Raw genomic sequence first — 17420 nt, 5'->3', positions numbered from 1 at the left:
CAGGCCGAGGAGGACGGCGGGCGGCCGGGTCCGCCCGCCCGGATGCGGAGACCGGCCGCACGGCCGCCGCGCTCGGGGAGTCCGAGCGTCGGCGGCCGTGCGGCCGGTCCCCGTCGAGATCACGCCTGCGGCTGCCCGGCGGCCTCGGCTTTCTCGCCCTTCTTCGGCTCGGGCTTCGCGTCGACGCCGGCCTCCTTGCGCTGCTGCGGCGTGATGGGGGCCGGGGCGGCGGTCAGCGGGTCGTAGCCGCCGCCGGTCTTCGGGAACGCGATGACATCGCGGATGGAGTCGGTGCCGGCCAGCAGCGCCACCACGCGGTCCCAGCCGAAGGCGATGCCGCCGTGCGGCGGGGCGCCGTACTTGAAGCCCTCGAGCAGGAAGCCGAACTTCTCCTGGGCGTCCTCCTCGGACAGGCCCATCACGCCGAAGACCCGCTTCTGCATCTCCTGCTGGTGGATGCGGATGGAGCCGCCGCCGATCTCGTTGCCGTTGCAGACGATGTCGTAGGCGTAGGCCAGCGCGGAGCCGGGGTCGGTGTCGAAGGTGTCCGCGAACTCCGGCTTCGGGGAGGTGAACGCGTGGTGCACGGCGGTCCACTTCCCGGAGCCCACGGCGACGTCGCCGGAGGCCACCGCATCCGCGGCCGGCTCGAACAGGGGCGCGTCCACGACCCACACGAACGCCCAGTCGGCGTCCTTCGCGGCCACGCCGTTCCCGGCGTCGGTGAACAGCTCGCAGCGGCGGCCGATCTCCACGCGGGCGGCGCCGAGCAGCGCCCGGGACTCCTTGGGCTTGCCCGCGGCGAAGAACACGCAGTCGCCCGGGTTCGCGCCCACGGCGGCGGCCAGGCCGGCCTTCTCGTCGTCGGTGATGTTCTTGGAGACCGGACCGGTGAGCGAGCCGTCCTCCTGGATGAGCACGTACGCGAGGCCCTTGGCGCCGCGCTGCTTGGCCCACTCCTGCCAGGCGTCCAGGGTGCGGCGCGGCTGGGAGGCGCCACCCGGCATCACGACGGCGCCGACGTACTCGTTCTGGAACACGCGGAACGGGGTGTCCTTGAAGTACTCGGTGAGGTCGGTCAGCTCGAGGCCGAAGCGCAGGTCCGGCTTGTCCGAGCCGTACTTCTCCATGGCCTCGGCGTACGTCATGCGGCGGATCGGGGTCTCGACCTCGACGCCCACCAGGCCCCACAGGGCCTGCACGATGCGCTCGCCCAGGGCGATGATGTCGTCCTGCTCCACGAAGGAGGCCTCGATGTCCAGCTGGGTGAACTCCGGCTGGCGGTCGGCGCGGAAGTCCTCGTCCCGGTAGCAGCGGGCGATCTGGAAGTACTTCTCCACGCCGCCCACCTGCAGCAGCTGCTTGAACAGCTGCGGGGACTGCGGCAGCGCGTACCAGGAGCCCGGCGCCAGGCGGGCCGGCACCAGGAAGTCGCGGGCGCCCTCCGGAGTGGAGCGCGTGAGGGTGGGGGTCTCCACCTCGATGAAGCCGTCCTCGTGCAGCAGCTGCCGGGCCACGCGATTGGCCTCCGAGCGCAGGCGCAGGATCCGGCCCGGCTCCGGGCGGCGCAGGTCCAGGTAGCGGTGGCGCAGGCGCGCCTCCTCGCCGACCTCGACGTGCTCGTCGATCTGGAACGGCAGGGCGGCGGCGGTGTTGAGGACGGTGACCTCGTCCGCGATCAGCTCGACCTCGCCCGTCGGCAGGTTCGGGTTCTCGTTGCCCTCCGGACGGCGCTCCACCGTTCCGGTCACCTGCAGGACCCACTCGTTGCGCAGCGGGTCGAAGTCGCCCTCGTCGCGGACGACCACCTGGGCGCGGCCCGACGCGTCGCGCAGGTCCACGAAGGCGACGCCGCCGTGGTCGCGCCGCTTCGCCACCCAGCCGGTGACGGTGACGGTCTGGCCGATGAGCGAGGCGTTGAGCTCGCCGAGATGGTGGGTGCGCAGCACGAGGCTTCCTCTCCGTCCGGGTCACGGACGATGTGCGGGGTTCATGTCCTGGTCGATCCGGTGTGGTACCCGTGTGGGGGCCGCGGATCGCGTCGGCCCCAGTCTACGGGGACGCCCGGTCACGCCACGGACCGTCCCCGCACCTCACCCGCCCGCCGTCGAGAGGCCCCGCCATGACCGCCGCCCTGCAGCGCCGCCTGACCCTGCCCGGGGCCCTCGCCATCGGCGTGGGCTCCATGGTGGGCGCCGGCGTCTGAGCCCCCTGGCCGGGTTCGTCGCCGGCTGGGGCTTCGTCACCGGCAAGACGGCCTCCGTGGCCGCCATGGCGACGACGGCGGGCCTCTACCTCTTCCCCGACTCCCCCCTCGGCGCACGCCTGGCGGGCGTGGTCGCCGTCGTGGTCCTGACGGGCGTGGCGCTGCGCGGCATCACCCGCACGGCGCAGGCGACCGTGGCGATCCTCGCCCCCGTGCTGCTGATCCTGGCCGTGGCGATCGTCGCCGGCCTCGCACTCGGCGAGCCGGGCCGCTCCCCCGGCGTCGACCCGGCGGCCGTGGACCTCGCCGGGATCCTCGGGGCCGCGGGCGTGCTGTTCTTCGCGTTCGCCGGGTACGCCCGCGTGGCCACGATGGGCGAGGAGGTCGTGGACCCGGAGCGGACCATCCCGCGGGCCGTGCTCGGGGCGCTGGGGTTCATCGTGGTCCTGTACGGCCTGCTCACGTGGGCCCTCGTGCGCGCACTCGGATCGCACGGCCTGGCCGCCGCGGGAGCCCCCGTGCGGGCGGGGCTCGAGGCCACCCTGGGCTCCGGCTGGGGCTGGCTCGCCGTGCTGGGTGCCGTGCTGGCCTCCGCCGGCGCCATGCTGAACCTGCTGGCCGGGATCTCCCGGACGGCCCTGGCCATGGCGAGGGAAGGCGACCTGCCCGGCCGCCTCGCGACCGTCGGCGAGCGCACCGGGACGCCGTGGGTCGGCCAGGTGGCGGTGGCCGTCGTCGTGATCCTGCTGGTGCTGGCCACGGACGTGCTCACGATCGTCGGCTTCAGCTCGTTCGGCGTGCTCGTGTACTACGCGGTGGCGAACCTCTCGGCGCTCACGCTGCGGCCGGAGCAGCGGGCGGTGCGCGTGCCCCGGGCCGCGAACGTCCTCGGCCTGGTGCTGTGCCTCGTGATCGCCTTCACCCTGCCAGCCGCGTCCGTCGGCGCGATGGTGGGCGTGTTCCTGATCGGCGTCGGCGGCCGGTGGTTCCTGCAGACGCGCGGCCCCGGCCGCTGATCGCGCGCATCCGGACGCGGCACCCCTCCGCGCGCGGGCGCACTACTGCCACGTAGACCGGAACCTCCGTGGCAGTGGTGCGCCCGGACGGAAGCAACCCGATCGGCACGGGCCGGGCGTCATGAGTCCGGATCGAGTCGACGGACCACGACTGCGCCGGTCACTCCCCCGTGCGCGTCACCTGCGGGGCGAGGTCCTCGGCCGGCGGGGCCCAGGTCTCCGCGTCGGCCTCGACCTGCTCGCCCGAGCGGATGTCCTTGACCTCGTCGGGCGCGCCGTCCGCGCCGAGGAACCAGACGTAGGGGATGCCGCGGCGGTCGGCGTGCTTGATCTGCCTGCCGAACTTCTCGGCGGACACGGCCACCTCGGCGGCGATCCCCCGCCCGCGCAGCGCCGCGGCGACGTCCTGGCCGCGGGCCCAGTCGTCGTCGTGGGTCAGGGCGACGTAGACCGCGGTGGGCACGGAGCGCGAGGCCGCGGCCATCTCCTGGGAGAGCATGCGCATCACCAGGCGGGTCACGCCGATGGACAGCCCCACCCCGGGGAACGTGCGGTTCCCCTTGGCGGCGAGCGCGTCGTAGCGGCCGCCGGAGCAGATCGAGCCGAGCTGCTCGTGACCCACCAGCACGGTCTCGTAGACGGTGCCGGTGTAGTAGTCGAGGCCGCGCGCGATGGACAGGTCCGCCACGGCCCGCCCGGGCGCACGCCGGTGCAGGGTGTCGACGACGTCGGCCAGCTCCGTCAGGCCCTCCTCCAGCAGCGGGTGCTCCACGCCGAGGGCCCGGACCTGCTCCACAAAGGCCGTGTCCGGGGTGCGGATCTCCGCCAGCGCGAGGGCCTGCCGGGCCTGCTCCTCGGTCGCGCCGACCTCCTCCTGCAGCAGGCGGGCCACCTCCTCGACCCCGACCTTCTCGAGCTTGTCGATATTGCGCAGGACACCGGTCGTGTCCTCCAGGCCGATGCCGCGGTGGAACCCCTCGGCGAGCTTGCGGTTGTTGACGCGGATGAGGACGTCGCCGATCGGCAGGGCGCCGAGGGCCTCGGCCATCACGAGGGCGACGTCGGCGTCGTACCGCGGGGAGAGCGTGCCGTCGCCGACCACGTCGATGTCCGCCTGCGTGAACTCGCGGGCACGGCCCTCCTGCGGGCGCTCCCCGCGCCACACCTTCTGGATCTGGTGGCGGCGGAACGGGAAGGCCAGGTGGCCGGCGTTCTCCGTGACGTATCGGGCGAACGGCACCGTGAGGTCGAAGTGCAGCGCCAGACGCTTGGGGTCGGAGGGGTCCTTGGGCTCGCGGACGCCCTCGGCGACCTCCTGGTCCTCGGCCAGGCGGGAGACCGCGTAGACCTCCTTGTCCACCTCGCCCTTGCGCAACAGCTGGCCCAGGGTCTCGACGGCGCGGGTCTCGATGCCGGCGAAGCCGTGGAGCTCGAAGGTCCGCCGCAGGGTGTCCAGCACATGCTGCTCCACGATGCGCTCGGCGGGGAGCCACTCGTGGAAGCCGGACAGCGACTGCTTGCGGGACATGGGGCTCCTTCGTCGTCGGTGCGGGACCGCGGCCGGAGCGCGGGCGCTCGGGACCCGTCGGCGGCCGGGCCGTGGTCCGCACAGTCTAGGGGCGGGGCGGGGGTCCGGCCGGTACGCTGGCCCTGTTCGTGTCCATCCCCACCGCCGCGCATCCCGGCGCGGCGCACAGTCAGGGAGAGTTCCAGCGGTGACCCACCAGCATCAGTCCGACGACCAGCAGACCCCCGCCGCCGACGAGGCGACGCCGGCTGCCACCCTGCCGCCCGAGGCCCGCCCGGTGCCCGAGATCCTGCCCGACGCCACCTCCCACGGCGAGGAGAACGCATCGGGTCCGACCGAGGACACGACCCCCACGAACGAGGCGACCCCGGCCGAGGAGCCGGCCTCCGTCCCCGCTGCGCCCACCCCCGCCGCCCCCTCCCCTGCCGCGCTGAAGCCCTCGCCGGCGAAGGCCCGCCCCGCCAAGGCCGCAGCGCCCGTCGCCCCCGCGCCGTCCGTGCCGCCGACCCCTCTGGAGGAGGCCGCCGCGTTCGCCCGTGTGTCCGAGGACGGCCACGTCACCCTCCTGGACGGCGAGGAGGAGGTGGCCGTGGGCCAGGTCCCGGACGCCTCCGAGCAGGACGCGCTGGCCTACTTCGTCCGCAAGTACGACGACGTCCGCGCCCAGATGGCGCTGTTCGAGCAGCGCATCGCCGCGGGTGCCCCCTCCTCCGAGCTGGGCAAGGCCCTCGGCCAGATGACCGCCGCGGTCCAGGAGCGCCACATGGTGGGCGACGTCGCCGCGCTGCGCACCCGGCTGGCCGCGCTGGAGACCCTGCTGGGCGACTACCGCACCGCCGAGCAGGAGAAGCGCCAGGCCGCCCAGGCCGAGCAGCTCGCGGCGCGCGAAACGATCGTGGCCGAGGCTGAGAAGTACGCCGAGACGCCCGCCGAGCGCATGCCGTGGAAGCAGGCCTCCCACCGCATGGCGGAGCTCTTCGACGAGTGGAAGGCCGCGCAGAAGGCCGGCCCGCGCCTGTCCAAGTCGGTCGAGGACGGCCTGTGGAAGCGCTTCCGCGGTGCCCGCACGCAGTTCGACAAGACGCGCCGCGCCCACTTCTCCCAGCTGGACGCGAAGTCCGCGGAGGCCAAGCAGGTCAAGGAGCGCCTGATCGCCCGGGCCGAGGAGCTCTCCTCCTCGACCGACTGGGGCGTCACCGCGGGCAAGTACCGCGATCTGATGGACGAGTGGAAGCGCGCCCCGCGGGCCTCCCGCAAGGAGGACGACGCGCTGTGGGCCCGCTTCCGCGCCGCGCAGGACGTCTTCTTCGCCGCCCGCAAGGCGGAGAACGCGCAGATCGACCAGGAGTTCGGCGAGAACCTCAAGGTCAAGGAGCAGATCCTGGCGGACGGCCAGAAGCTGCTGCCGTTCACGGACGTCAAGGCCGGCCGGCGCGCGCTCAACGAGCTGCGCGGCCGGTGGGAGGAGGCCGGCAAGGTCCCCCGCGGCGACATCCGCCGGATGGAGGACGGCTTCCGAAAGCTCGAGGACGCCCTCAAGCAGGCCGAGAACGACCACTGGCGCCGCACCGACCCCGAGACGAAGGCCCGCACGAACTCGGCCCTCACACAGCTCGAGGAGACCATCGCCGGGCTCGAGGCCGACCTCGAGAAGGCCAAGGCCAAGGGCGACCAGAAGGCGATCGCCAAGGCCCAGGACGCCCTGGACGCCCGCCTGCAGTGGAAGTCCGCCCTCGAGGCCTCCGCCTCCGAGCTGCGCTGACCCCTGCTCCTCCGGGCTCCAGCCCGTCCCGCGGCCCCCGTCGCGCGCCTGTCCACAGGCGCCCGGCGGAGGCCGCGTCCGTGCTGGCAGGATGCCCGCATGGACGGGACGCACACGCAGGGCCGGGACGACGTCGGAGGGTCGGCGGGCGGGCCGCTGACGGCGGGCCTGCTGCTGGCCGGTGAGGTGTTCACCGCCGCGGAGCTGCGGGTGCTGGCCGCCCACGGGGCGGTCGAGGAGGTCTTGCCCGGCGTCTTCCGGGCCGTCGAGGGGCCCGCGGGGCCGGACGAGCGCGCCCGGGCGCTGGCCCTGCTCTGCGCACCCGTGCTCGCCGCCGGCTGGACCGCCATCGGGCCGTCCGCGGCGTGGGTGCACACCGGCGGTGCGCCCCCCGCACGCCTGCACGCGGCGGTCCCCCACTTCCACCGGCACCCCGCCGGCGGGCCCGGCGTCCCGTTCACGCTCATGGAGTCGGACGTCGCGGCGGGCCCCCGCGGGCCGGCCCCGGCGGAGGCGGACGTGCGTCCCGTGGCCGGGGTGCGGGTCACCACCCCCGCGCGCACCGTGGAGGACCTGCTGCTCACCGGGGACCCGGACCACACGCGTCGGGCGGCACGCCTCATCGCCCGCCACGGCGCGGCGGGCCTCCGGGAGCGCCTGGCCCGACCCAGCCGACGGCCCGGGGCGGTGGGCGCCCGGCGTCGGCTCGCCCAGCTGCTGGAGGCCCTCGAGGGGCCGGCCCGACCGGCCTGAGAGGTCGGGTCAGGTGCGGCGGACCTCGAACACGCCGTCGATCCGGCGCACGGCGTTGACCACGTGCTCGAGGAACAGCGGGTCGCCCATCTCGAACACGAACCGGCTCATGGCCACGCGGTCCCGCGTGGTGTTGACGGACGCCGAGAGGATGTTGACGTGGTTCTCGGCCAGGATCCGGGTGACGTCCGAGAGCAGCGAGGTCCGGTCGAGGGCCTGCACCTCGATCTCCACCGTGTACACCGCGTCCCGCGACGGCGCCCAGGTCACGGACACCCGCCGCTCGGGCTCGTTCTCCAGGATGGTGGCGAGGTTGCGGCAGTCGTGGCGGTGCACGGACACTCCGGAGCCGCGGGTGACGAACCCGACCACCTCGTCCGGGGGCAGGGGGTTGCAGCAGCGGGCGAGCTTGGCGAGCACGCCGCCGTCCCCGTCCACCAGGACCCCGGCCTCGTTGGTCGCCCGGGCCGGCGCCCGGCGGGACTGCGCGGGCACGAGGCCCTCGAGGTCCACCTCGCCCACCGCGAGCTCCCGGTGCGGCTCGGCGACGGCGGCCGGCGGCGGGGCCTGCAGGGCGGCCAGCCGCTCGACGGCGGCCTGCGGGGACACGTGCCCGTCCGCGAGCGCGGCGAACAGCCCGTCCGGGTCGTGGTAGCCGAGGTCCCCCGCGAGGCGGTCGAGATCCTCGCCGCCGAGGACCTTCTGCATGGACATCCCGGCGCGGCGCAGCTGCCGGGTGAAGGCCTCCCGGCCACGCTCGATCTGCTCGTCGCGGCGGCGGGTGGCGAAGTGGTGGCGGATCTTCGACTTGGCCCGCGGGGACACCACGAAGCCCAGCCAGTCGCGGCTGGGGCCGGCGTCCTCGGCCTTGGAGGTGAAGACCTCCACCGTCTCGCCCTGGTTCAGCGGGGTGGACAGCGGCACGAGCCGGCCGTCCACGCGGGCGCCCACGGTGCGGTGGCCGACGTCGGTGTGGATGGCGTAGGCGAAGTCCACGGGCGTGGACCCGGCCGGCAGGGAGCGGATCTCCCCCTTGGGGGTGAACACGTAGACCTCGTCCGCGCCGATCTGGGTGCGCAGGGAGGCGAGGAACTCGTCCGGGTCGCTGGTCTCGACCTGCCAGTCCATGACCGAGCGCAGCCACCCGGGGGTCCCCTGGCCCGGGGCCTCGCCGGCCTCACCGCGCGCGCCGGCCTTGTACCGCCAGTGGGCGGCCACGCCGTACTCGGCCTGGCGGTGCATGTCCCACGTGCGGATCTGGATCTCCACGGGCTTGCCGTCCGGGCCCATCACCGTGGTGTGCAGGGAGCGGTACATGTTCAGCTTGGGGACCGCGATGTAGTCCTTGAACCGCCCCGGCATGGGGCGCCACCGGGCGTGCACCACGCCGAGCACGCCGTAGCAGTCCCGCACGGAGTCCACGAGGACGCGGATCCCGGTGAGGTCGTGGATGTCGTCGAAGTCCTTCCCGCGCGTGATCATCTTCTGGTAGATCGAGTAGTAGTGCTTGGGCCGGCCGGTGACGGTGGCCTTCACGCGGTGCTCCCGCAGCTCCTCCTCGATCGCCCCGCGCAGGGCCGCGATGTGCTTCTCCCGCTCCGGGTTGCGCTCCCCCACCAGGCGGACGATCTCCGCGTAGACCTTGGGCTTGAGCGCGGCGAAGGAGAGGTCCTCGAGCTCCCACTTGACGGTGTTCATGCCGAGGCGGTGCGCCAGGGGCGCGTAGATGTCCAGGGTCTCGCGCGCCTTCCGGGCACTGGACTCGGGCGAGACGTACCGCCAGGTGCGCGCGTTGTGCAGGCGGTCGGCGAGCTTGATCAGCAGCACGTTGACGTCCTGCGCCATGGCGATGACCATCTTGCGCACCGTCTCGGCCTGGGCGGCGGCGCCGTAGGTCACCTTGTCCAGCTTGGTGACGCCGTCCACCAGCAGGGCCACCTCGGCGCCGAAGTCGGCCGTGAGCTGCTCGAGCGAGTAGTCGGTGTCCTCCACGGTGTCGTGCAGCAGCGCCGCCAGCAGCGTGGGGCCGGTGACCCCGAGCTCGGCGAGGATGGTCGCCACCGCCACGGGGTGGGTGATGTACGGGTCCCCCGAGCGGCGCATCTGCCCCTCGTGGGCCTGCTCGGCCACCTCGAACGCCTGGATGATCCGCTGCTGCTCGGCGTGGGACGTGCTCTGACGGACGGTGCGCATGAGCGGCTCGAGCAGCGGCGAGTACTCGGTGGCGCGGCGGCCGGTGAGCCGGGCGATCCGCCCGCGGCGGACGGGGACGACGGGGCGGCGGTCCTGCTCGGTCACGGTGCCTCCTTCTGGGCCGTCCCGGCCCGGGGTGATGCGGCAGTCTACTCCGCGGTCGGGCTCAGCCGGTCACAGCACCGCGCCGTGCGCGTCCTCGAGGTCCGCCTCCTGGCCGCGCCCGTCCCGCTCCCGGCCCACGCGGGCGTCCTGGGCGCGGACGTCGGCGTCGCCGCGGCGCAGCAGGGCGTACAGCGGGGCCTGGAGGAAGAGGGTGGACAGGGTGCCCACGATGATGCCGATGAACAGGGCGAGGGAGATGTCCCGCAGGGTGCCCGCGCCGAGCAGGCCGGCGCCGATGAACAGGATGGAGGCCACCGGCAGCAGGCCCACGATCGAGGTGGTGATGGAGCGCACCAGGGTCTGGTTCACCGCGAGCTCCACGTTCTGCTCGAACGTGCGGCCGGGGTCCTCCTCCTGGCCCCGGGTGTTCTCGCGGACCTTGTCGAACACCACCACGGTGTCGTAGAGGGCGTAGGAGAGGATCGTGAGGAAGCCGATGATCGCCGACGGCGTCACCTCGAAACCGGTGGCCCCGTAGATCCCGGCGGTGAGCGCCACCACGTAGAGCATCCCGACGACGGCGGCCAGCGACATCTTCCACGTGCGGAAGTAGAGGGCCATGAACAGGGTCACGAGCACCACGAAGATCACCAGGCCCAGCAGCGCCTGCTGGGACACCGCCTCACCCCACGTGGGCCCCACGAAGGTGGAGGTCACCTCGTCCTGCGTGACGCCGTAGGCCTCCTGCAGGTTCTGGGCGACCTGGCGGGTCTGGGCGTCGTCGAGCTGCTCGGTCTGCACCCGCATGGTGCCCGGGGCGATCGCGGTGACGGTCGGCTCCACGCCGGGGACGACGTCGGCCACGGCCTCCCGGCCCGCGGCCAGATCTCCCGTGGCCGCGTCCGAGACGGTGAACTCGGAGCCGCCGCGGAACTCGATGCCGAGGTTGAACCCGCCGCGCAGGGCGGTGAGACCGCCGGCGAGGACCAGCAGGGCCGCGGCGATCGCGAACCACAGCCGCCACCGGCGGACGAACGGGTAGGCGCGGCGGCCGGTGTACAGGGCGTTGCCCCAGTCGGCGAAGCGGTTCACGAGGCGTCCTCCTGGGTGTCGGCCGGGCGGCGGGCGGCCTCAGCGGCCCGGGCGCGCTCGGCGCGGCGACGTTCGGCGATGGTCATGGCGGGCTCGCCCCGGCCGCGTCGGCGACCCGGACGGCCCCCGGCGGCGGCCGCGGTGGCGCCGGAGAGCACGCCCTCAGGGGCGAGCGGGGCATCCTCGGGGGCGGACCCGGCGGACCGCGCGTCGTCCCCGGCGGGGGCGGGGCGCGGCTCGTGGACCTGCCCGGCGCCCCGGTACAGCGCCGAGTCCACGCCGAGCTGGCGGGGGTCCAGCCCGGACATGCGGTGGCCGCGGCCCACGAAGTCGCCCTGGGCCAGCAGCACCATGAGCGGGTGGGTGAAGAGGAACACCACGAGCAGGTCGGCGACCGCGGTGAGTCCGAGGGTGAAGGCGAAGCCGCGCACGTTGCCGACGGCCACGAAGAAGAGCACGAGGGCGGCGAGCAGGTTCACGGCCTTGGAGGCGGTGACGGTGCGCTGGGCGCGCTTCCAGCCCTCGTGCACCGCGGCCTCGACGCGGCGGCCGGCGCGCAGCTCGTCCTTGATGCGCTCGAAGTAGACGATGAACGAGTCCGCCGTGAGGCCGATCGCCACGATCAGACCGGCGATGCCCGCCAGGGACAGGCGGTAGTTGTCCGTCCACCCGAGGATCACGATGGCCAGGTACGTCAGCAGGCCCATCACGAGGATCGAGGCGAACGTCAGCAGGCCGAGCGCGCGGTACTGGAAGAACTGGTACACGGCCACCAGGACCAGGCCGATCAGGCCCGCGATCAGGCCCCAGCGCAGCTGGTCCTGTCCCAATGTGGCGGAGATCTGCTGCTCCGACTCAATGGTGAAGGAGATGGGCAGGGAGCCGTAGTTGAGCTGCTCGGCGAGCTGGTTCGCGGACTGCTCGGTGAAGCCGCCGCCGGAGATGCGGGTGCTGCCGCCGGTGATCACCTGGGTCACCTGGGGGGCGGAGACCACGCTCCCGTCCAGCACGGTGGCGAACTGCTTGCGCGGGTCACCCCGCGGGTACTGCACCAGGCGCCGGGTGATGTCCTGGAACGCGGCGGAGCCGGCCGCAGTGAAGTCCACGTTCACGCCCCACTCGTTGGTGGTGACGCCGCCACTGGCCTGGGAGAGCCCGGCCTGCGCGTTCGTCACCTCGGTGCCGGGCAGGACCACCGGGCCCAGGACGTACTTGATGGCCGGCGCGGTCCCGGCCGGGGTCTCCTCCGCGGGCTGGCAGGCGACCACGGCACGATCCTCCGGCATCCGCGGGGCGTTGGGGTCGCGCGGGACGGTGCAGTCCGCACGCTGGAACTCGTCCGCCAGATCCGGGGTGAGCCAGTTCGGGTCGTAGGCGTCGACCGGCTCGGCCGAGGGCGCCGGGAACTGGTCCTTGGGCAGGAGCTGCTCCTCGGGGGTGGGCTCGCCGGGCGCGGACTGGAGCACGGGGCGGAACTGCAGGTCCGCCGAGGCCTGGATCAGGCGGCGGGTGTCCTCGTCCGGGACGCCGGGCAGGGAGACGACGACGTTCTGGTCGCCCTGCGTGGCGACCTCCGCCTCCGCCACGCCGGAGCCGTCCACGCGCTGGCGGATGATCTCGACCGCCTGGGCGAGCTGCTCCGGGGTGGCCTGTTCACCCGAGGCGGTCTGCGGGGCCAGCACCATCTGGGTGCCGCCCTCGAGGTCGAGGGCGAGCTTCGGGGCCCAGCCGGCCTGGCCGGTGGCCACGCCGATGCCGAGGATCGCGGTCAGGCCCACGACGAGCGCGGCCAGCCAGGCCAGCGCGCGGCCGGCGGCGCGGGAGGGGGAGGTCTTCGCCATGCGTCACGTGCTCTCTGTGCGCGGCTCAGGCCCGGCGGAGCGCGCCGGGCCCGGCCGAAGGGGTCTCAGGCGCGGTCGGTGCGCGGGTCGGCGTCGTCGGCGGCGGCCGCGGCGGTGGACCCGCCGGCGTGCCGCGCCGGGGCGTCCGCCGCGGGGGCCGCGTCCACGGCGTCGGCGGGCTCGACGATGTTGGCCACGCCCTGCAGGTGCACGTCCAGGCGGGTGCCCGGGGCGGTCTCGAGGGTGACGCGCTGGTTCGGCTCGTCCACGGCCACCACGGTCCCGAAGATGCCCGCGGCGGTCATGATCTCCAGGCCCGGGGTCAGCCGGCTGCGCATCTCCGCGGCCTGCTGCTGCGCCTTCTTGGCGCGACGGAAGGAGAGGAAGAGCATGAGCGCCAGGGCGGCGAACATGACGAGCATGAACACGTCGGCACCCCCGGCGGCCTGCTGGGCGATCACGGGGGCGGAGGTCTCGGACAGCGGCACGGGGCGCACTCCTCGGGTCTGGACGGGATCGGGATCCGGGCCAGTCTAGGGGGATCAGCCGGGCGCGACCTCCGGGGCCGTCAGGCCCAGGTGCTCCCAGGCGGCCGGCAGGGCCACGCGACCGCGCGGGGTGCGGGCCACCATCCCCTCACGGATGAGGAACGGCTCGGCCACGGTCTCCACGGTCTCGGCCTCCTCCCCCACGGCGGTGGCCAGCGTGGTGAGGCCCACCGGCCCGCCGCCGAACACGGTGCACAGGGCGGTCAGCACGCCGCGGTCCAGGCGGTCCAGGCCGCGGGCGTCCACCTCGTACATGGTCAGCGCGTCGGAGGCGGCCCCGGCGTCGACCGTGTCCAGGCCCTTGACGAGCGCCCAGTCCCGCACGCGCCGCAGCAGGCGGTTGGCGATGCGGGGGGTGCCGCGGGAGCGGGACGCGATCTGACGGTAGCCGTCCGAGTCCACGCGCATGTCCAGCAGCGCCGAGGACCGGCGCAGCACCCGCTCCAGCTCCTCCTCGGCGTAGAACTCGAGGTGGCCGGTGAAGCCGAAGCGGTCCCGCAGGGGGCCGGGCAGCAGGCCAGCCCGCGTGGTGGCGCCCACCAGGGTGAACGGCGGCAGCTCGAGCGGGATGGACGTGGCGCCGGCGCCCTTGCCGACCACGATGTCCACCCGGAAGTCCTCCATGGCCATGTAGAGCATCTCCTCCGCCGGCCGGGACATGCGGTGGATCTCGTCGAGGAACAGCACCTCCCCCTCGGTGAGCGAGGAGAGGATGGCGGCCAGGTCGCCCGCGTTCTGGATCGCCGGGCCGGAGGACAGGCGCAGGGGCGCGTTCATCTCCGCGGCCACGATCATGGCCAGCGTCGTCTTGCCGAGCCCGGGAGGACCCGAGAGCAGGACGTGGTCGGCCGTCCGTCCGCGCAGCCGGGCGGCGGCGAGCATGAGGTCCAGCTGCTCGCGGACCCGCTGCTGCCCCACGAACTCGTCGAGGTGCCTGGGCCGCAGCGCCGCCTCGAGGCGGCGCTCCTCGGCGTCGGCCTCGAGAGCGGAGACGGGGTGCTCGGTCATCGGGTCCGGCCCCCTCGCACGGCGGCGGCGGTGCCGACGTCGCGCAGCGTGGTGCGCAGCAGGGCGGCGACGTCCCCGGAGCCGGCCACGTCCGGGTGGGCGGCCACGGTGGCGGCGACGGCCTTGGCCGCCTCCTTCTCGGACCAGCCCAGGCCGGTCATGGCCTGCACGACGTCGGCGTGCCACGCGTCCTCGGGCACGTCCGCGGCCGGCACGGCCTCCTCGTCCGGCGTATCCCCCGAGGGGGGCAGGCGGCCGGCGAGGTCCACGATGATCTTGCGGGCCATCTTCGGGCCGATGCCCGGCACGAGCGTGAGGGCCTTCTCGTCCTCCTCCGTCACGGCGCGCCGGACGTGCTCGGGGTGGTGCACGGCCAGAATCGCCAGGGCCAGGCGCGGGCCGACCCCGTTGGCGCCCAGCAGGACCTCGAAGACCTCGCGCTCGGCGCGGTCCGCGAAGCCGTAGAGGGTCAGGGCGTCCTCCTTCACCACGAGGTGGGTCTGGACGGTGGCCGCCCGCCCCTCGTGCAACGTGGCCAGGGTCTGCGGCGTGGCCGCGAACGCCAGGCCCACTCCCCCGGCCGTGATCACGGCGTGGTCGAGGCTCACATGCTCGACGGTGCCGCTCAGGGATGCGATCAACTCGGTCCGCCTTCCGGGCTCGAGGGGGGTGGGACGGATTCGAACATATCATCGAACGCCGCGCGCGAGGCCGCCGCCCGGCGCGGTCAGGCGCGCCGGCCCGGGCGGGCCGAAGCCGAGCGCTCGGCGGCCAGCCACGCCTGCTGCGCGGGGGTGAGGGCCGTCGTCGGCGCGCGGCGGACGCGGGTGCCGCCGGCCCCGCGGGAGGCGCCGGTGCGGGAGGTCAGGGACGCGGTGTCGAGCCCGGTGTGGCCGGCGGCCACGCCGAGGGCGGTGCCGCGCCAGGCGTGGGCGATGGCCAGGGCGAGGGCGTCGGCGGCGTCGGCCGGGCGGGGCGGGGCGTCCAGGCGCAGGATGCGGGTGACCATGGCGGTGACCTGCTCCTTGCCGGCGTCGCCGTCCCCGGTGACGGCGGCCTTCACCTCGGAGGGGGTGTGCAGGCCCACCGGGACGCCCGCGCGGGCGGCCGCCGCGATCGCCACGCCGGCGGCCTGCGCCGTGCCGAGCACGGTGGGGGTGTTGTTGTTGGCGAACATGCGCTCGACGGCGGCCCGGGCCGGCGCGAACCGGCCGAGCACCGCGGTCACGGCCTCGTCGATGCGCAGCAGGCGCGCGTCCAGAGGGGTGTCCGCCGGGGTCCCCACGACCTCGACGTGGACGAGCGAGGCCCGCCGACGGGCGTCCACGTCCACCACGGCGATCCCGCAGCGGGTGAGCCCGGGGTCCACCCCGAGCACGCGGACGACGTCGACGGGCCCGGCCGCCATGGCGCTCAGTCCTCCTCGAGCTCGGCCATGACCTCGGGGGCGATGTCCACGTTGGAGAACACCGACTGCACGTCGTCGAGCTCCTCGAGGGCGTCCACGAGCTTCATGAAGGTGCGGGCGCCCTTGGCGTCCAGCTCGGTCTTCATGGTCGGCAGGAACTCGAGCTCGTCGGTCTCGTAGGCGATGCCGGCGGCGTCCAGGGCGCCGGCCACGGCGCGCAGGTCCGAGGGCTCGGAGACGATCTCGAACTCCTCGCCGGACTCCACGACCTCCTCGGCGTCCGCGCCGCCCTCGAGCACGGCCTCGAGCAGGCCGTCCTCTGTGTTGCCCTCGGCGGGCAGGCGCACGACGCCCTTGCGGTTGAAGAGGAAGGACACGGAGCCGGAGTCGGCCATGGTGCCGCCGTTGCGGGTGACCGCGGCGCGGACGTCCGCGGCGGCGCGGTTCTTGTTGTCCGTGAGGCACTCCACCAGCAGGGCCGAGCCCTGGGGCCCGCGGACCTCGTACATGATCTCGGTGTAGTCGATGACCTCGCCGGTCAGGCCGGCGCCGCGCTTGATGGCGCGCTCGATGTTGTCGTTGGGCACCGAGTTCTTCTTGGCCTTGGTGACGGCCAGGTCGAGGGCCGGATTGCCGGACAGGTCCGCGCCGCCGGCGCGGGCGGCGACCTCGATGCCCTTGATGTACTTGGCGAAGGCCTTGGCGCGCTTGGCGTCCAGGGCGGCCTTCTTGTGCTTGGTGGTGGCCCACTTGGAATGACCGGACACGGGCGTCTCCTCCTGCTCGTCGGGGCGGCACGCCGACGACGGCCGGCGGGCCTGCGCTTCGTGGGCACGCCGGGGCGCACCGCACATTCGACCGCCCATCCTACCGGCGGGCGGCGGCGAGTCAGCGTGGTCGGGGACGACACAAGAGACCCCACACCCATGGGGTGCGGGGTCTCCGAGTGAGATGCGGCGGTCCTAGCCCGCCGCTCGCTGCGGACAAGACTATAACCTCATCCTCATGGCGGCAATCTCTCCCTTCACGCGCATGGTGGGAGAGGCGCGCGCCCAGGTCTACTTGACCGCCGCAGTCCACGACCTCGATCTCGCAGCCCGCTTGTATCTCTGGGGAGTCGACCTGGCAGGCGCCTGGCACTCGCATCTCAGTCACGTGGAAGTCGCCGCCCGCAATGCCATGGATCGAGAACTCCGCGTCTGGAATGTCTCACAGACTGCCGCGGATGGCCGCGCCTTGAGCGCTGACTGGACACGCGACCAGGGGGCGGCGCCCCTGCTCTACACGGTGATCGGGCGCAAGATCATCCAGGCACGGCGAGACGCTCGGCGCACTGCCGATGCGCGCCCGCCTGAGCATCCCCGCCACGGTGCCGCACCCCAGCATGACGACGTCGTGGCGCAGTTGATGTTCGGGACGTGGACCCAGCTGCTGCGATCGCCTGGGTGGACCGCGCCGACGGCGGCTCAGCGAGAACTCTGGGAGGCCTGCCTCCACCGAGCATTCCCAGGAGCGCCCTCCGGCCTGCAGGGCCTGACGGAGGTGGGCGCGGGGCTTGAGACCCTTCGGGTCCTCCGAAACCGCGTGGCACATCATGAGAACCTCTTCTCGGTGGACACCCCCGCTCGTCTCCGTGGATCGCTCACACTTCTGGGATACATCGACTCAGGTCTGCCGACGTACGTCATGGGGCGAAACCGCCTACGACGCCTGCACCGTGAAGATCCTCGCCGCCGGCCGGCAGGAGACTCCTGACCTGGCCGTGCGGCAGATGGCGTGACGGGAGACCAACGAACGCCATGAGAACGGACCGCCAGGAGCGCCCGTCGAACCGGGCGTAGCGGCGGTACAAGTCGCCAACGGCGGCTCCGACGCTCATCTGATCCCCTCTTGTGGCGGATGTAGTGCCGCCCGTCATGCCCGGTCCCGGGGCGCGCCATTGCGGGCCGTTACTGTGTGC

At 73.7% G+C, this 17420-nt stretch carries 14 protein-coding genes; 4 read left to right on the top strand and 10 right to left on the bottom strand.

From position 1 onward, the window contains the following. Positions 1 to 119: 119 nt before the first annotated feature. Positions 120 to 1949 (bottom strand): aspartate--tRNA ligase, encoded by a 1830-nt coding sequence (gene aspS, locus BJ976_RS04585; protein WP_135030279.1) that lies wholly within the window; start codon positions 1947 to 1949, stop codon positions 120 to 122. On the opposite strand from aspS, the gene BJ976_RS04580 reads away from it, so the two are divergent. Then, a complete protein-coding gene (locus tag BJ976_RS04580) occupies positions 1906 to 3222 on the top strand; it encodes an APC family permease (protein ID WP_308421528.1) in 1317 nt (438 codons plus the stop codon). The two genes, aspS and BJ976_RS04580, sit on opposite strands and share 44 nt — an antisense overlap. A 160-nt stretch (positions 3223 to 3382) precedes the next feature. On the opposite strand, the gene hisS is transcribed toward BJ976_RS04580, so the two are convergent. Then, a complete protein-coding gene (gene hisS, locus BJ976_RS04575; RefSeq protein WP_135030278.1) occupies positions 3383 to 4750 on the bottom strand; it encodes a histidine--tRNA ligase in 1368 nt (455 codons plus the stop codon). A gap of 187 nt (positions 4751 to 4937) precedes the next feature. Here hisS and BJ976_RS04570 point away from each other — a divergent pair, with 187 nt between their 5' ends. Next, complete coding sequence (locus BJ976_RS04570) at positions 4938 to 6512, top strand: DUF349 domain-containing protein (protein WP_135030277.1); 1575 nt, start codon at positions 4938 to 4940, stop codon at positions 6510 to 6512. 99 nt (positions 6513 to 6611) lie between these two features. Beyond that, the gene (locus BJ976_RS04565; RefSeq protein WP_229667034.1) at positions 6612 to 7265 is read left to right on the top strand and encodes a hypothetical protein; all 654 of its coding nucleotides are present in this window, start codon (positions 6612 to 6614) and stop codon (positions 7263 to 7265) included. 9 nt (positions 7266 to 7274) lie between these two features. Here the strand turns inward: BJ976_RS04565 and BJ976_RS04560 are convergent, their stop codons facing one another. The 8 genes from BJ976_RS04560 to BJ976_RS04525 all read right to left on the bottom strand — a co-directional run bounded on the left by BJ976_RS04560 (position 7275) and on the right by BJ976_RS04525 (position 16227). Then, positions 7275 to 9563 carry a RelA/SpoT family protein gene (locus BJ976_RS04560; protein WP_135030276.1) on the bottom strand — a complete coding sequence of 763 codons (2289 nt, stop codon included), beginning with the start codon at positions 9561 to 9563 and terminating at the stop codon, positions 7275 to 7277. 69 nt (positions 9564 to 9632) lie between these two features. Then, positions 9633 to 10655, bottom strand: a complete 1023-nt coding sequence (secF, locus tag BJ976_RS04555; protein WP_135030275.1) for a protein translocase subunit SecF — start codon at positions 10653 to 10655, stop codon at positions 9633 to 9635. Beyond that, complete coding sequence (gene secD, locus BJ976_RS04550; protein WP_135030274.1) at positions 10652 to 12496, bottom strand: protein translocase subunit SecD; 1845 nt, start codon at positions 12494 to 12496, stop codon at positions 10652 to 10654. The genes secF and secD overlap by 4 nt, the downstream gene beginning before the upstream one ends. Before the next feature lie 65 nt (positions 12497 to 12561). Next, a complete protein-coding gene (yajC, locus tag BJ976_RS04545; protein WP_229667033.1) occupies positions 12562 to 12984 on the bottom strand; it encodes a preprotein translocase subunit YajC in 423 nt (140 codons plus the stop codon). A 54-nt stretch (positions 12985 to 13038) separates the two neighbouring features. Beyond that, complete coding sequence (gene ruvB, locus BJ976_RS04540) at positions 13039 to 14052, bottom strand: Holliday junction branch migration DNA helicase RuvB (protein WP_135030273.1); 1014 nt, start codon at positions 14050 to 14052, stop codon at positions 13039 to 13041. Further along, the gene (gene ruvA, locus BJ976_RS04535; protein ID WP_135030272.1) at positions 14049 to 14693 is read right to left on the bottom strand and encodes a Holliday junction branch migration protein RuvA; all 645 of its coding nucleotides are present in this window, start codon (positions 14691 to 14693) and stop codon (positions 14049 to 14051) included. Before ruvA ends, ruvB begins: the two co-directional genes overlap by 4 nt. A gap of 86 nt (positions 14694 to 14779) precedes the next feature. Then, positions 14780 to 15460 carry a crossover junction endodeoxyribonuclease RuvC gene (gene ruvC / locus BJ976_RS04530; RefSeq protein ID WP_135030271.1) on the bottom strand — a complete coding sequence of 227 codons (681 nt, stop codon included), beginning with the start codon at positions 15458 to 15460 and terminating at the stop codon, positions 14780 to 14782. Positions 15461 to 15465: 5 nt separating this feature from the next. Then, positions 15466 to 16227: a YebC/PmpR family DNA-binding transcriptional regulator gene (locus tag BJ976_RS04525; protein WP_135030270.1), complete on the bottom strand. Its 762-nt coding sequence runs from the start codon at positions 16225 to 16227 to the stop codon at positions 15466 to 15468. Between the two features lie 238 nt (positions 16228 to 16465). On the opposite strand from BJ976_RS04525, the gene BJ976_RS04520 reads away from it, so the two are divergent. Then, positions 16466 to 17215 carry a hypothetical protein gene (locus BJ976_RS04520; protein ID WP_135030269.1) on the top strand — a complete coding sequence of 250 codons (750 nt, stop codon included), beginning with the start codon at positions 16466 to 16468 and terminating at the stop codon, positions 17213 to 17215. Positions 17216 to 17420: the final 205 nt, after the last annotated feature.

Source organism: Micrococcus flavus, assembly GCF_014204815.1.
GTDB classification, from domain to species: domain Bacteria; phylum Actinomycetota; class Actinomycetes; order Actinomycetales; family Micrococcaceae; genus Micrococcus; species Micrococcus flavus.
Note: the sequence above shows the minus strand (reverse complement) of the source record. Positions and strands in the feature narration are given on the sequence as shown.